The sequence below is a fragment of the Vibrio sp. VGrn 2 genome, assembly GCF_009361695.1.
In the GTDB taxonomy this organism is placed as follows: domain Bacteria; phylum Pseudomonadota; class Gammaproteobacteria; order Enterobacterales; family Vibrionaceae; genus Vibrio; species Vibrio diabolicus.
On record NZ_RBWD01000001.1, the window covers coordinates 531749 to 545774 of the forward strand.

10 protein-coding genes and 1 tRNA gene are annotated in these 14026 nt (G+C 45.2%); 4 read left to right on the top strand and 7 right to left on the bottom strand.

Going from position 1 to position 14026, the window contains the following annotated elements; translation table 11 throughout:
* Positions 1-16: 16 nt before the first annotated feature.
* Entirely contained in the window at positions 17-1030 is a 1014-nt protein-coding gene (gene ansA / locus D8S93_RS02590; protein WP_152811842.1) for an asparaginase, read from the bottom strand.
* A 164-nt stretch (positions 1031-1194) separates the two neighbouring features.
* Positions 1195-3045 (bottom strand): signal peptide peptidase SppA, encoded by a 1851-nt coding sequence (gene sppA, locus D8S93_RS02595; protein WP_152811844.1) that lies wholly within the window; start codon positions 3043-3045, stop codon positions 1195-1197.
* A 224-nt stretch (positions 3046-3269) separates the two neighbouring features.
* Between sppA and D8S93_RS02600 the strand changes: the two genes are divergently transcribed.
* Complete coding sequence (locus D8S93_RS02600) at positions 3270-5282, top strand: NADPH-dependent 2,4-dienoyl-CoA reductase (RefSeq protein WP_186437880.1); 2013 nt, start codon at positions 3270-3272, stop codon at positions 5280-5282.
* A 60-nt stretch (positions 5283-5342) separates the two neighbouring features.
* Here the strand turns inward: D8S93_RS02600 and D8S93_RS02605 are convergent, their stop codons facing one another.
* Positions 5343-6659 carry an MFS transporter gene (locus tag D8S93_RS02605; protein WP_152811846.1) on the bottom strand — a complete coding sequence of 439 codons (1317 nt, stop codon included), beginning with the start codon at positions 6657-6659 and terminating at the stop codon, positions 5343-5345.
* Positions 6660-6832: 173 nt separating this feature from the next.
* Between D8S93_RS02605 and D8S93_RS02610 the strand changes: the two genes are divergently transcribed.
* Positions 6833-7381, top strand: coding sequence for an NAD(P)H nitroreductase (locus D8S93_RS02610; RefSeq protein ID WP_152811848.1), 549 nt, complete (start codon positions 6833-6835; stop codon positions 7379-7381).
* Positions 7382-7485: 104 nt separating this feature from the next.
* On the top strand, positions 7486-9453 hold the full coding sequence (locus D8S93_RS02615) for a DNA topoisomerase III (RefSeq protein WP_152811850.1): 1968 nt from the start codon (positions 7486-7488) through the stop codon (positions 9451-9453).
* A 42-nt stretch (positions 9454-9495) separates the two neighbouring features.
* Here D8S93_RS02615 and D8S93_RS02620 read toward each other — a convergent pair whose 3' ends face one another.
* Positions 9496-9702: a hypothetical protein gene (locus D8S93_RS02620; protein ID WP_005380717.1), complete on the bottom strand. Its 207-nt coding sequence runs from the start codon at positions 9700-9702 to the stop codon at positions 9496-9498.
* A gap of 183 nt (positions 9703-9885) precedes the next feature.
* Positions 9886-10575 carry an SDR family oxidoreductase gene (locus D8S93_RS02625; protein ID WP_145473614.1) on the bottom strand — a complete coding sequence of 230 codons (690 nt, stop codon included), beginning with the start codon at positions 10573-10575 and terminating at the stop codon, positions 9886-9888.
* Positions 10576-10846: 271 nt separating this feature from the next.
* On the opposite strand from D8S93_RS02625, the gene D8S93_RS02630 reads away from it, so the two are divergent.
* A complete protein-coding gene (locus D8S93_RS02630; protein WP_152811852.1) occupies positions 10847-11770 on the top strand; it encodes a histone deacetylase in 924 nt (307 codons plus the stop codon).
* 192 nt (positions 11771-11962) lie between these two features.
* Here D8S93_RS02630 and D8S93_RS02635 read toward each other — a convergent pair.
* Together D8S93_RS02635 and D8S93_RS02640 are read right to left on the bottom strand one after the other, a co-directional pair.
* Positions 11963-12053, bottom strand: a tRNA-Ser gene (locus D8S93_RS02635).
* A gap of 154 nt (positions 12054-12207) precedes the next feature.
* Entirely contained in the window at positions 12208-14016 is a 1809-nt protein-coding gene (locus D8S93_RS02640) for a DUF3413 domain-containing protein (RefSeq protein WP_124008368.1), read from the bottom strand.
* Between the last annotated feature and the right edge of the window lie 10 nt (positions 14017-14026).

Below are 14026 nucleotides of genomic sequence, written 5' to 3' on the forward strand. Positions count from 1 at the left end.
CGTAGTAAGCTTGAATTTACAGGCTCATTTCACCACGCAGTACTTGCTGCATTCTCTCTTTCACTTCTTCGTAAGAAAGGTTTTGGCTTAGAAGGTAATGCAGTTTTGCTAGTGCCGCTTCTGGCGTCATGTCAAAGCCGCTGATAACTCCAGAGTCTGCCAGTGCACAACCCGTGGCGTAGCCGCCCATATTCACTTTGCCTGCCAAACATTGAGTTAGGTTCACGACAATAACGCCGCGCTCAGAGGCTTCTTTAAGGTGACCCAGTAGCTCAGGGTTTTGAGGCGCGTTGCCCACCCCAAAAGTCAGAAGAATCATCGCATTCACGGGCTGACGAAGCGTGTTTCGGATAACTTCGTGTGAAATGCCTGGGTACATGGTGATCACACCGATTGGTTGTGGTGTGATGTTGTGAACCTTAAATTCACCTTCTGGTTGTGCACCAACGGTTACGCTGTTGCTTACTTGAATATTGATCCCGGCTTCCAGTAGTGGAGGAAGGTTTGGTGAAGTAAAGGCATTAAAACCGTCCGCATGAGATTTTGTGCTGCGGTTACCACGCATCAACTGATTATTGAAGAACAAAGTCACTTCGTTGATCGGGTAGTTTGCGGCAATATGCAGAGCATTCAATAGGTTTGCTTGACCGTCAGAACGCAGCTCTGCGAGAGGGATCTGTGAACCCGTAACAATCACTGGCTTGCCAAGGTTTTCAAGCATGAAAGACAATGCAGATGCTGTGTATGCCATGGTGTCAGTACCATGTAGGATGACGAAACCATCGTATTTGTCATAGTTGTCACGAATATCATCCGCAATCTGCTGCCAGTCGGCAGGCGTCATATCTGATGAGTCAATCAGAGGATCGTATTCGTGGATAGTGTAATCCGGCATTTCAGGACGGTGAAACTCTGGCATGCTTGCTAGTTGCTTTTCCATAAAGCCAGCAACAGGCACATAGCCGTGAGCCGATTTTTGCATTCCGATGGTGCCACCGGTGTAAGCGATGTAGATGTGTTTTCTAGTCATCGTTTTTTCTTTCATGTAGGGGAACAGAGGCGGGGATTATATACCTAAATAACCTTGAGATGCGAGGCTATGCGCACAGCATCAGAAAGTCATCTGAGGAGATGTTGAGCGTAATAAAAAGGGCACCTCAAGTAGAGATACCCTTCGTAATATTAATGAAAAAGCTACTGCACTTGGCAGTTCAAACAAAATGCGTATTGACCTTTAGGATCGTTAAAGCTTTGTAGCAAGCTTGCGTCTTGTTCGAACTGTTGAGCTACGGGTTGAAGACTTTTTGGTAGCAAGCTGGTTGCATCAATACCTAGAGAGACTTTCACCTGTTTCATGAACTCTTGTAAAAATAGTTCAGTGGGAGAAAGCGGTTCTTCTACCCAGTAAATGCCGTAATCAGTCACATTCGCCAGTTTTGCCGCTAGTTCTACGGCATCATCAAAGTCACCCATCTGGTCGACAAGACCAAAGGATAGTGCGTCTTGTCCTGTCCAAACTCGACCTTGAGCGACGTTGTCGACTTCCTCTAGAGACATATCGCGATTCTCGCCAACCAAAGAAATAAAGCGCTTATAACCGTGCTCGATACCTAATTGGAATACTTGAGACGCGCCGTCAGAAAGGCCAGTGGTAATACCGTCACCAGAGAACGGCGATGTGCCAACGCCATCAGTATTAATGCCTAACTTGCTAAAGCCTTTTTCAAACGTGGTGATGACACTAAAAATACCAATGGAACCCGTCAGTGTTGTTGGCTGAGCAACGATCTTGTCTGCGCTCATTGAAATCCAATAACCACCAGAAGCGGCTAAACTCGACATGGATACAACAACTGGCTTGCCTGCTTGTTTCAGTGCTTCTACTTCGTTGCGAATCACTTCAGAGGCAAAGGCACTACCCCCAGGGCTATCTACTCGCAACACGACCGCTTTCACCTTTTCATCATTGCGTGCTTGACGCAACAAGCTTGCGACGGTGTCACCTCCGACAGTACCACGAGGTTGTTGACCATCCATAATCGCGCCACTGGCTAGAACAACGGCGATATCGTGCTGAGGTAGTGTGTAATCAGGACGAATCGTTGCAAGGTAGTCGTAGTAACCAATCGCGTTGTAGCTGTCTTTGCCGTCACTACCAAACTGTTTGGCAAATAGAGTGCGAATGTCTTGGCGTGTCGCGAGTTCATCGACCAAGCCCATTTTAACCGCGAGCTGAGCAAGATCACCGTCCACTGACTTCATTTCGTCAATCAGCTCCTCCATGGTTGGGTTAAGCACTTTCGCATCAATATTTCTGTTTGTTGTTACGTCATCAACAAAAGCACTCCACAACTGAGTAACCCAGCGTGTTGCAGACTCTTTCGCGGCATCGGACATGTCATCACGAATAAAAGGTTCGATAGCGGATTTATAAGTACCTACGCGAAAAACATGAGTAGAAACATCAAGCTTTTCCAATAACGTTTTGTAGTACATTGAATAGGCACTGTAACCTTTAATCAATACGCCGCCATCAGGTGCCAGGTAAACTTTATCAGCGTAACTTGCCAAGTAATATTGGCTTTGGTTGTAAAAATCACCTACGGCGTAAACGGGTTTACCTGACGCTTTAAATTCGTTCAACGCTTTCGCGATGTAACGTAATTTCGTGAGATTTGTTTCTGGCATGTCTCGCAGTGCTAGCACTAATCCAGACACTTTAGGATCGTCTTTCGCGTAGCGAATAGTATCAACGATATCGAAAAGGACGTTTTCTTTCGGTAACTCATTGCCCAAAAGGGAACCAGCAAAAGAGTCCATTGGATTTACATAGCGTCTTTGTTCGACAATCGGACCTGAAAGATTCATCACCAATGCCGACTCTTTTTCGACGACGGGTTGACCGTCTCCGGTATAAGTAAAAGTAAAGTAGAAAACGGCAATCATCAGCAAGAAGATCAGGTTTGCCAGTGCGAGTCTGATAAAGGTGATGCTCTTCCATATCCCTTTAAATATCAAACCAATAAATTTGAAGAGTTTTTTCATCTTGTCTCCATAACGAGATAGTTACGCCGAGTCTAACAAAGTATGGGTTCTTATCTCTAAGATCTCAAAAGATAACATTTTTTTAGCTTATCACGACCACTCAACAATTGGCATATTTTCACGCGAGATTGATCGGTGTTACAAAAATGTAAACGCTTGTTTGATTTTTTGGTTGAGCGGGCTTAGTCTGGTCAGACCATGATAATAACAATGGATGTTAAGTGATGTCTGCCATGTACCCAAACCTATTAAAGCCACTGGATCTCGGTTTTACACAATTACGAAACCGAGTCCTGATGGGATCAATGCACACGGGCTTAGAAGAGCACAAAGAAGGATTACAGAAGCTCGCGGCTTTCTATGAAGAACGCGTGAAAGGCGGTGTTGGACTGATTGTAACCGGAGGTTTTTCTCCTAACTTACGCGGTCGTTTGCACCCATTGAGTGCTGAGTTCAGCAAGCCAAAGCATGCCAAGGCCCACAAAGTTGTGACAGAAGCGGTGCACAAGCACGGTGGCAAAATTGCCCTACAAATTCTCCATGCTGGGCGCTATGCCATGCATCCATTCTCGCAAAGTGCGTCTGGCATTAAAGCGCCAATTGCAAAGTTTGCTCCGAGTGAAATGAGCGACCGCCAGATAAAGAAAACCATTGATGCCTTTGCAAATAGCGCTGAGTTAGCCCAGCTTGCTGGTTATGATGGCGTCGAGTTAATGGGCTCGGAAGGTTACCTGATAAACCAATTCTTATGTAAGCGCACGAACATGCGTTACGACGAATGGGGTGGCAGTTACAAAAAACGTATGCGTTTTCCGCTAGAAATTGTCAAAGCGGTTCGTAAGGCGGTGGGTGACAAGTTCATCATCATTTTCCGTCTCTCTATGCTGGATCTTGTCGAGCAGGGCAGCACATTTGAAGACGTTATCGAATTGGCGAAAGCGCTTGAAGAGGCTGGCGTCACGATTATCAATACGGGTATCGGTTGGCACGAGGCTCGAGTTCCTACCATTGCGACTCAAGTACCACGCGGTGCGTTTACGTGGGTTACGGAAAAAGTTAAGCCTCACGTTTCGGTTCCTATCATCACTTGTAACCGAATAAATACGCCAGACGAAGCAGAACGTATTCTATCTTCTGGGCATGCCGATATGGTTTCGATGGCGCGCCCATTCTTGGCTGATCCTTACTTTGTTGCTAAAGCCGAACAGGAAAAAGCGCAGCTTATCAATACGTGTATTGGTTGTAATCAGGCGTGTCTAGATAACGTGTTTAAAGGTAAGCGCGCCAGTTGCTTAGTGAATCCACTTGCGTGCTATGAAACCGAAATTGTTGTTGAACCAGCCTTTAAGAAGAAAAACATTGCCGTTGTCGGAGCAGGTCCGGCGGGCTTGGCTTGTGCGACTACACTGGCTGAACGTGGCCATAAGGTTGATTTGTTCGAAAAGAACGACCGCATCGGCGGTCAGTTCCGTCTTGCTATGCAGATCCCTGGTAAGGAAGAGTTTCGAGAGACGATACGATATTTCGCTAATCGTATTGATGAAACAGGCGTGAATCTGCACTTATCGACGGAAGCGAACTATGACCTACTAACAGAATACGATGAGATCGTGATGGCGTCGGGTGTCGAGCCACGTAAAGTCAATATTGATGGAATTGAGAACCCAGAAAAAGTCGTCGACTATCAAACACTCATTCGAGACAAAACGCCAGTCGGTGAGAAAGTGGCTATCGTTGGTGCAGGTGGTATTGGCGTAGATGTCGCGACCATGCTCACAGAGCCAGTTGGACAAACGTTGGATGACTGGTTGCATGAATGGGGAATCGACAAAGAGATGTCCCAACCGGGTGGTTTATACCCTTACCCTGATGCGGTCAGCGATAAAGAAGTCTGGGTGCTTCAGCGTCGTAAAGGTCGTGTAGGTAAAGGTCCGGGTAAAACGACAGGTTGGATCCATAAACGTACCCTTGAAAAAAGGGGCGTACATTTAGTCGGTGGCGTGTCTTACGATAAAATTGATGATCAAGGTTTGCACATTCATGTAGATGGAAAAGAACAATTATTGAACGCGGACAAAGTCGTCATTTGTGCGGGGCAAGAGTCTGTTCGTCCATTTGAAGATAAATGGTCTGAACTCGGAGAGAAGATTCATATCATTGGCGGAGCTGACCATGCGGGTGAACTTGATGCTGTGCGTGCGATTCGTCAAGGTGTTAAATTGGCGGTAAAACTCTAGCTTTTTAATGTGTGTTTACCATGAAAGCTGCGCTTTGAGCGCAGCTTTTTTTGTATAGAACTAGTCACTGATATCTGGCAGTTGTTTGGCCATTACTACGCCAGCAAGAGTAATAAAAGAGAACACTAACACCACTGCTGAAAGGCTCAAAAAGTTCGACATAACACCAAGAGAACTCATTAGAAGCAGCATTATTCCAACCACCGTGTTACTCACGGCTACATAGCTTGTCCGCTTGTCACCTTCTGCGATATCAACTAAGTAGGTTTTTCGTCCGACTCGTATTCCGTCGTGGGCAATACACACACAAAAGTAGAGCAGAGGAATCACGAATAGCAAGCTTTGGCTAGCGGTGACCCACGTATCGTAAACAAATAAAACAACGCCAAGTAGCGCGCTCATCGTTGCGCCGATGACCATAACACTGCGGCTAGAGCGATCGGACATTCTTCCCCAGAAAGGACCTGACACAAAGGAAGCCAAGCCACTCGCAAACATAAAGAGAGCTAGAACCCAGAGCTGTCCACCGAGAGATTGCTGTGCCAGCACAACGTAGTACGGTGTACTCAGCGCAGAACATAAAAATAGTGTCCGAGTGATAACGAATCGACGAAAGGTCACGTCTGTTTTAAGTAACGCGAGTTGTTTAAATGCCTCAAGGACGCCATTTCGACCACCGTCTACCTCACCGGCATACTCATTAATTCGTGCATAAACTAATGCCGCAATAAGCCATATGGCGCCCGCTAACCCTAAACTCAGACTGTAAAAGCGCTCCGTCGGCTCTACGTCCCATAACCAGGCTAGTGCCAGAAGGCTAGCGAAAAGTAGTGTAACAAGGCCAGCAGCGCTTGAAGACCAGCCGTTGACTTGACCTCGTTGGTTTTTAGGGATGGTTTTGCCCAATACATCTTTTGATGCGACGGAATTTAAACCGCGTGAGAGGCTGAAGATCACAAGACATGCAATTACACCATAACCCGCAGCAGCTCCTGTCAGAGTTAATGCGACCACTCCGATTGCAAATATGGAAAGAGCCTGCAAGATGCTGCCAATTACCCAGACCCATTTTCTTACTGGGAGGCGACGAATATAGTGCGCAATACTAAGTTGTGGGATAAGGGAACCTGACTCACGAATAGGAACGAGCCAACCAATTAAGTAAACTGGTGCCCCGAGGCTTTGTAGTATCCACGGCAACGTGACTTTGGGATTGATTAACGCATCGCCGACCTTCGTTAAAAACTGAGCAAGAATGATTTTAAGAAAGTTGCCGGGAACTTGATGACAAGCTGATTCAGGAATCGCCTTACAGGCACGGGCATCTTCGTCATTAACGATCTTTTCGTAAATGCTGTTTTGTTTATCCTTGTTCATCAACCTGCCTATGTTCAACTTATTCATTTCGCGAATAAATTAACATTAAATCCAGCTTGATGTTAAGTGAAGCACGTTATCAAGCCCACAGAAAACCGGTTGTTATTCGTAGGAAGAGATTGTGCTAAAGTAGCGTAAACAAAATAACAACGATATTCGATAAGGACTCTTTCATGGACGCTCTCGATCTTTTGCTCAATCGCCGATCTATCGCGAAGTTATCTGCGCCTGCACCAGAAGGTAAAGCGCTTGAGAACATCATTCGTGCAGGCCTTCGTGCGCCTGACCATGCGGGATTAACCCCTTGGCGTTTCGTTATCGCACAGGGCGATGGTTTGAAAAAACTGTCAGATATCTTGATAAAAGCGGCAGAAGCTGAAAATAGTGATGAAGCGGTGGTCGAAAAGGTGAAAAATGCGCCATTTCGTGCGCCAATGGTGATCACGGTGATTGCTAAAGTAACGGAACATGAGAAAGTGCCTGCACTAGAGCAACACTTATCTGCTGGATGTGCAGTACAGTCCATGCAGATGGCAGCCGTAGCGCAAGGCTTTCAAGGGTTTTGGCGCTCAGGTAAGTGGATGTTCCATCCAGAAGTTCATCAAGCGTTTGGTTTAGAAGGCGACGATGAGATTGTTGGTTTCTTATACCTAGGTACGCCTGGTTGTACACCGATGAAAGTTCCTGAGCGTGACCTCTCTCAGTTTGTTGAATTTCTATAACTGAAAACTTAAACAAACTTGACTGTTTATTTATACAGTTTTTCTTGATTTATTAGGGCTACATTCGTTAATGTGGCCCTAATTATATTTATTTCCAAAACGTTATGTCTCGTCTGTTTATTGCTGAAAAACCAAGCTTAGGCCGTGCGATTGCCGCAGCACTGCCAAACCCTCAAAAGAAAGATCAAGGATTCATTCGCTGTGGGAACGGGGATATCGTTACTTGGTGTATCGGCCATTTGCTCGAACAAGTCGAACCTGACGCTTACGATGAGCGTTATAAAAAGTGGAATATGGCAGATTTACCAATTGTTCCGCAGCAATGGCAGCTCAGACCGAGGAAAAGCGCAAGTAAGCAATTAACAGTGATTCGTAAATTGCTCAAAGAAGCTAACGAAGTCATTCATGCAGGAGACCCAGACCGAGAGGGTCAGCTGTTAGTTGATGAAGTTCTCGACTATTGCAAGTTATCTAAAACCAAGAAGGAATCCACACAGCGTTTGCTGATTTCCGACTTGAACTTACCTGCGGTGAAACGCGCACTCAGTTCTATGCGCAGTAATCGCGAGTTTATCCCACTTTCAGTTTCTGCATTGGCCCGCTCTCGGGCTGATTGGTTGTATGGCATGAACATGTCTCGTGCTTATACCTTGCTTGGTCAAAAAGCAGGGTATCAAGGTGTTCTCTCGGTAGGGCGAGTGCAAACGCCAGTTCTTGGCTTAGTGGTGCGTCGTGATGAGGAAATCGAAAACTTTGTACCGAAGGACTATTTTACCCTGCATGCTCTGATCCCATATCAAGATGCCAATGGTACTTTTGATATTCGTGCTCGTTGGAAGCCAAGTGAGGCATGCAAGCCTTGGCAGGATGAAGAAGGGAGAGTGTTAAACCGTAAGTTAGTGGAAAACGTTGCAAACCGTATTGCAAATCAACCCGCGAAAGTGACGGAGTCGGAACAAAAGCAAACCAAGCAATCAGCACCATTACCTTATTCATTATCTGCTTTACAGATCGATGCAGCGAAGCGCTATGGTATGAGTGCGCAACAAGTACTAGATACTTGTCAGGCATTGTATGAAAAGCACAAGCTGATCACTTACCCGCGTTCAGATTGTCGCTATTTACCGATGGAACACTACTCGCAAGCAGGGACAGTGACAACTGCTATTGCGAATAACGCAAAAGAGCTGCAAGGTGCCGTTCAGGGAGCAGACTTAACATTAAAGTCCAAAGCTTGGAATGATAAAAAAGTGGATGCGCACCATGCGATTATCCCTACACCAAAACAAGCTAATGTGAACGCGCTTTCGGGCAATGAGATGAAAGTGTATCAATTGATTGCGCGCCAGTATCTCATGCAGTTTTATCCGGCGGCAGTTTACGCAGAAGCGAAATTGGTTTTCGATATCGCTGGTGGTACGTTTATCGCGAAAGGTCGTCAGTTAGTTGCGCCGGGTTGGAAAGCGCTAATGGGCAAAACTGACAAGGAAGATGAAGGTATTGATGCCGTGCCACCGTTACCAGAAGGCACCGTGTTAACTTGTCGTGAAGGGGAAATAAAAGACCGAAAAACCGAGCCACCAAAGCACTTTACCGAAGCATCGCTGTTGCAAGCGATGACCGGGATCGCCCGTTACGTTGCGGATAAAGAACTGAAAAAAATCCTTCGTGATACTGATGGGCTAGGTACGGAAGCGACTCGCGCTGGTATTTTGGACACGCTGTTCAAACGCCAACTGCTCACGCGTCAAGGTAAATCAATTCTCAGCTCTCCTGCGGGAAGAGGTCTCATTCATGCCTTGCCACAGGATTCAACGTACCCAGATATGACGGCTCATTGGGAGCACCAGTTGCAAGGTATGGCAGAGAGAAATCAGGCATATCAGCCGTTTATGCAAGCACTAGAGCAACGCATTGATGGCTTGATGGCACAAGTAAAAGCAGGGCCGATCCCTGATTCATTGCGTCATCTACCCAAAGTGGAACGTCCTGCGTTTAAACGTAAAAAGCGTAGTTATTCAAAGAGTGGTGGCGCGGCTAAATCTGGTGCAGCCAAAGGTAAGCGGACCTAAGACAAGCGCGGCGTAATTAAGCCGCGCTTACTTGAAAATAGATTACTCGAACAGGTCGCCGTGGTTTTGGATCGCGCCTCTTACTTCACCTTGAGTTAACACGCGTTTGTCCAGTACCTCTTTCACCTGGTTGCCCAAGTCAACTAATGTATCTCGATTCGCTTGAGTTTGGCGTTTACCAGCACTTCTCAAGCAGTAGTTTAGCTCGTGCTCTTCGCTAAAATTAACCAAATCCCTATCTGCTGCCATCGTGCCTTCTCCTTAATTGTTCTACTTTTTCATAAGTCTGGATTGGATATAGATAAATTCAAGTTAGATTGCGCGAATTATGCTGGTAGATCGCCGATGAACATTATGTTTGCCAACCAAGTCACGATTATGAAGCCTAGCTTAGATGTTATTTGGTCTATTGATGGTTGTTTCTTAATGCCGCTACCAAGGTAGCTCAGTACCATCGTAGTTAATAAATCGACCTGAAAGTTGCGGTGTACTCAGCTCTATCACGTTCGCTAGGCCCTGCGCGGAGGTTTGCGTATCGATCAATGCATTTGGCCCGCCCATTGCCGTTTTTACCCAACCAGGATGAAGCGCTAAAACGGTAAATCCTTCAGGTGTTAAATCATTACTCAAGCTTTTAACAACCGAGTTTAGCGCCGCTTTCGATGAACGATAAATATAACCGCCACCGGACGTATTTTCGGTCATGCTCCCCACTTTTGATGAGATACAAGCAATCTTTTTTATCTTGCCTTGTTGTAAGCGAGGGTAACAGTGCTCAACCAGTTTTAACGGTGCAATGGTGTTCACTTCGAGGACTTTACGCCATTCTTCTACGTCAGTGTTTCCAAAGCCGTATCCCTTGGGGCCGTAATATCCCGCATTGTTAATGAGTAAGTCGATGGCGGGGAGCTTATCTGCAAGCAGAGCGACTTGTTCGTAGTGAGTAACATCCAGTTCGTGCAAAACTAGATTGCTGTAATGTGAGGCTAGAGTTTGTAGTTCAGAACTGTTCTCTAAGGAACGGCTAGTAGCGTGTACTTGATGGCCTTGCTTCAGGTACAGCTCAGTTAAGCTAAGGCCAATGCCGCGATTTGCTCCGGTAATAAAGACGGTTTGACTCATACAAACACCTATATTTTTTTGATTTCAGTTGAAAGTCATTGTGTTAGCTAAGCGCAATAAAATCAACCAGCCACCACGCACCAACAACGAAAGATGAAAATAGGGACAGAGCACAAAGAGAGCCAAACAGTGCGCCGAGAATAGCAAAGAAAGTAGAATTCATATGTATATTAATTTTAATTGATATTGAAAATCATTATCAGTTAAATTGCATTTTATTCAACCCTTGAAGTTGATACTATTTCGTTACCATTGTTATTAAGAATTTCTCATGCTGCCATTTATCTACCACCCGATTTATTCTCAACTTGAGTTGCCAGAGGGGCATCGTTACCCAATTATGAAGTACCAGTACCTCTATGAATCGGTATTGGTACATATGGAGAAAGATAACTGGAAAGAACACGTGCAGTTTTTCCAGCCAGAAGCATTAACTGTTGAGGAAGTAAAACGTGTTCATGACCAGGAATACGTCGACTTACTTGTGAATGGAAACATGCCAGCTGCGAAGATGCGCCGAATAGGTTTTCCTTGGAGTGAGTCTCTCATTACCAGAACGCTAACTTCAGCAGCGGGCACGGCTTTGACCGCAAATAAAGCACTTGAGTATGGTGTTGCCATTCATTTGAGTGGCGGGTATCACCACGCACACAAAGAGTTTGGCAGTGGTTTTTGTTTATTTAATGACTTAGTGATCGCGGCCAGGCAAGCGCTCGAAGTCGAACATGTCGATAAAGTATTGATCATTGATAGTGATGTTCACCATGGGGATGGAACAGCAACTTTGTGTCACGATGAGCCAGATATCATCACGCTTTCTTTCCACTGTGACAAAAACTTCCCGGCTAGAAAGCCTCAGTCTGATCTAGATGTGCCTTTGGTGCGAGGAACAGGTGATGAGGGTTTTTTAATAGCGTTTAAGGAAGTGGTCGATATGGCGCTTAATCTTCATCGTCCTGATTTGGTTATCTACGATGCTGGTGTTGATATACATCAAGACGATGAGTTGGGATATTTTGATGTTTCGACTCAAGGGATTTTAGAACGTGATAGATTTTTAATGCAAACAATGAAATCGCGAGGTATCCCTGTCGCAGCTGTCGTCGGAGGTGGATATCGAACGAATCATGCAGACCTTGTCCCAATTCATTTACAGCTCATTAATGCCGCTAAAGAAGTCTTTGTTGGTAAGTAAATACAACTAGACGTGAGTATCAACCTGATTAAAAACGGGACACTGAAACGAAAAGGTCGTTAATTTCTAAGCGTGCTCTTTCTGAATGTTGCGGAGTGCTTAGTTGTGTTCAAAGAAGGGATTTGTACTAATCTTTTCAATTCTGGATATACGAAAAAGCCCGCTAATTTCTTAGCGGGCTTTTTCTAAATGTGGCGGAGAGATAGGGATTTGAACCCTAGATACGCTATTAACGTATGCCGGTTTTCAAGACCGGTGCTTTCAACCACTCAGCCATCTCTCCGTTGTTGAGGCGCATAATATAAGGCTTTGAAAATGTTGTAAACCCCTAGTTGAACTGATTGGATGTTTACTGCGCAAATTTGTGGTTTGTGTTGTTTAAATAAACAAAAACTCCCCAAAAAGGGGAGTTTGAATAGTATATGGATTGCTAGGTATTAATCGTTTTTAGAATAAAAACGCTGTAACTCAGTTAAACCTTGCATCAAAACTGGCAACTTCGGTGCATCATCTCGAAGTCGTTTGTAATTTTTGTCATACAACTTGTAGTTGCCAAACTTATCGATCACTGTGGTTTGTGAGCTAGTAATTAAGGCAAGCTCACGAGTGTCACCCGCTAGGATCCAACGGCGACGACTTTCGTCAAATAGGTTACGACCACTACTGTAATCATATGGGTTGGAAGATACACCGAGCATATCCTGCAACAACGTGACCGAAAGGTCTAAGTGGCTTGTGCTGTGATTAAATTCACCAGCCAACATTCCTGGCCATTGGATGACCATAGGAACTTGTAACTGATAACGGCTGTAGTTGCTGTTTGCGCCCCAGCTGTTCGTGTTTGTTTCATTAAACTCACTACCGTGATTAGAAGTGATAATCACGATGGTGTTTGTCAATAGTCCATTTTTTTCAAGCTCACCAATAATGCTAGCGATGGTTTTATCCGCTGATTTCACCGCATATTCATAAGCTTTTTTGAAGCGATCACTTGCGGACATTTCTTCGTCATTATTGGAAGGGATCGATTCAAAATTATCAACGGTGGTGACTTCGATGTAACTAAACCATGGTTGACTCGCTTTCTCTGTTAACCATGTATTCCAGTTCGCGATAGATTGCTTATCGGTATGAGCTTGTGTGCCATCGAGGTCTTCCGCTAGTTTTAAGTCGCGGAAAATAATCTCTGAGTAGAGATCATCTTCAAACCCGCTGCCACTGAATAGGCCGAAGTTGTAACCCTGATCTTTCAGTACATCGAGTAACACTGGCGAAGCACCTTGCGCCTTGATGCTTGAGGCGTAACTGGTTGGTAAGCCGTAGAACAAACCAAAAGCCCCGTAAGTATCATTACTTGAACTGTAATGATTACGGAAGTTCTGATTGTTTTCGGCAAACTCATAGAGGTTAGGCATCTCTTCTGGATTCAGCGCGTCTGCACGCAGGTTATTTACGCTGATCATCAACACGTTGAGCTTATTGACTCGACGGTTAAACTCTAGCTTTTCTAGAGGGTAATTGACTAACTCTACGTTGCCTTCATTTTCCGCTAAGCGTTTTAGGTATTCCTCACGGTCAAGTAGACCATGTTTTTCCATAAAGCTCTTCGCCGTCATCGGATAAGACAATGGGAAGTTTGAACGCTGACTGGTAATTGGATTGTAGAAGTATGCATCTGCCCAAATATAAACCAAATGGCTGGTCATAAAGCTGAGGAAAAATACAGCTGCTAGAGGACGTCCTACGTGCTTATGAGATAGTTTGCGCTGTTTTCGCCATACCCATTCGGATAGAGCGAGCTGAATAAGGAAGATCAGCGGCATTACAACAAACAGATGTTGTAGATCAGTGCTGAGTGCACTTTTATCTTCGCTGAATAGTAACTCCCAAACGACAGGAGTTAAGTGCAAATTGATCGACTGATACGCTTGGGTATCAATCAATAATATGGTTTGCCCAACGGTCGCGAAAATCACTGCCACCAAACGGAACAATTTCCGCGATGGCAGGATAAACGTTAACGGGAATAGAACGAGCAAGTAAAGCGCGAAAACTAGAAAGCCAAAGTGACCAACCCAAGAAACCGCCAGATAAAACTGACCAAGTAACGTCTCGGGCCAAGGAGACTGAACAATGTAGCGTGTGCCTATCAACATCGATGCAACGATATTAAAGAATGCAAACCAGTGACCCCAACCAACCAGTCGAGATACACGTTCGCCGTATGAGTTTCCGCTGTCTACCATGTATGTGTTC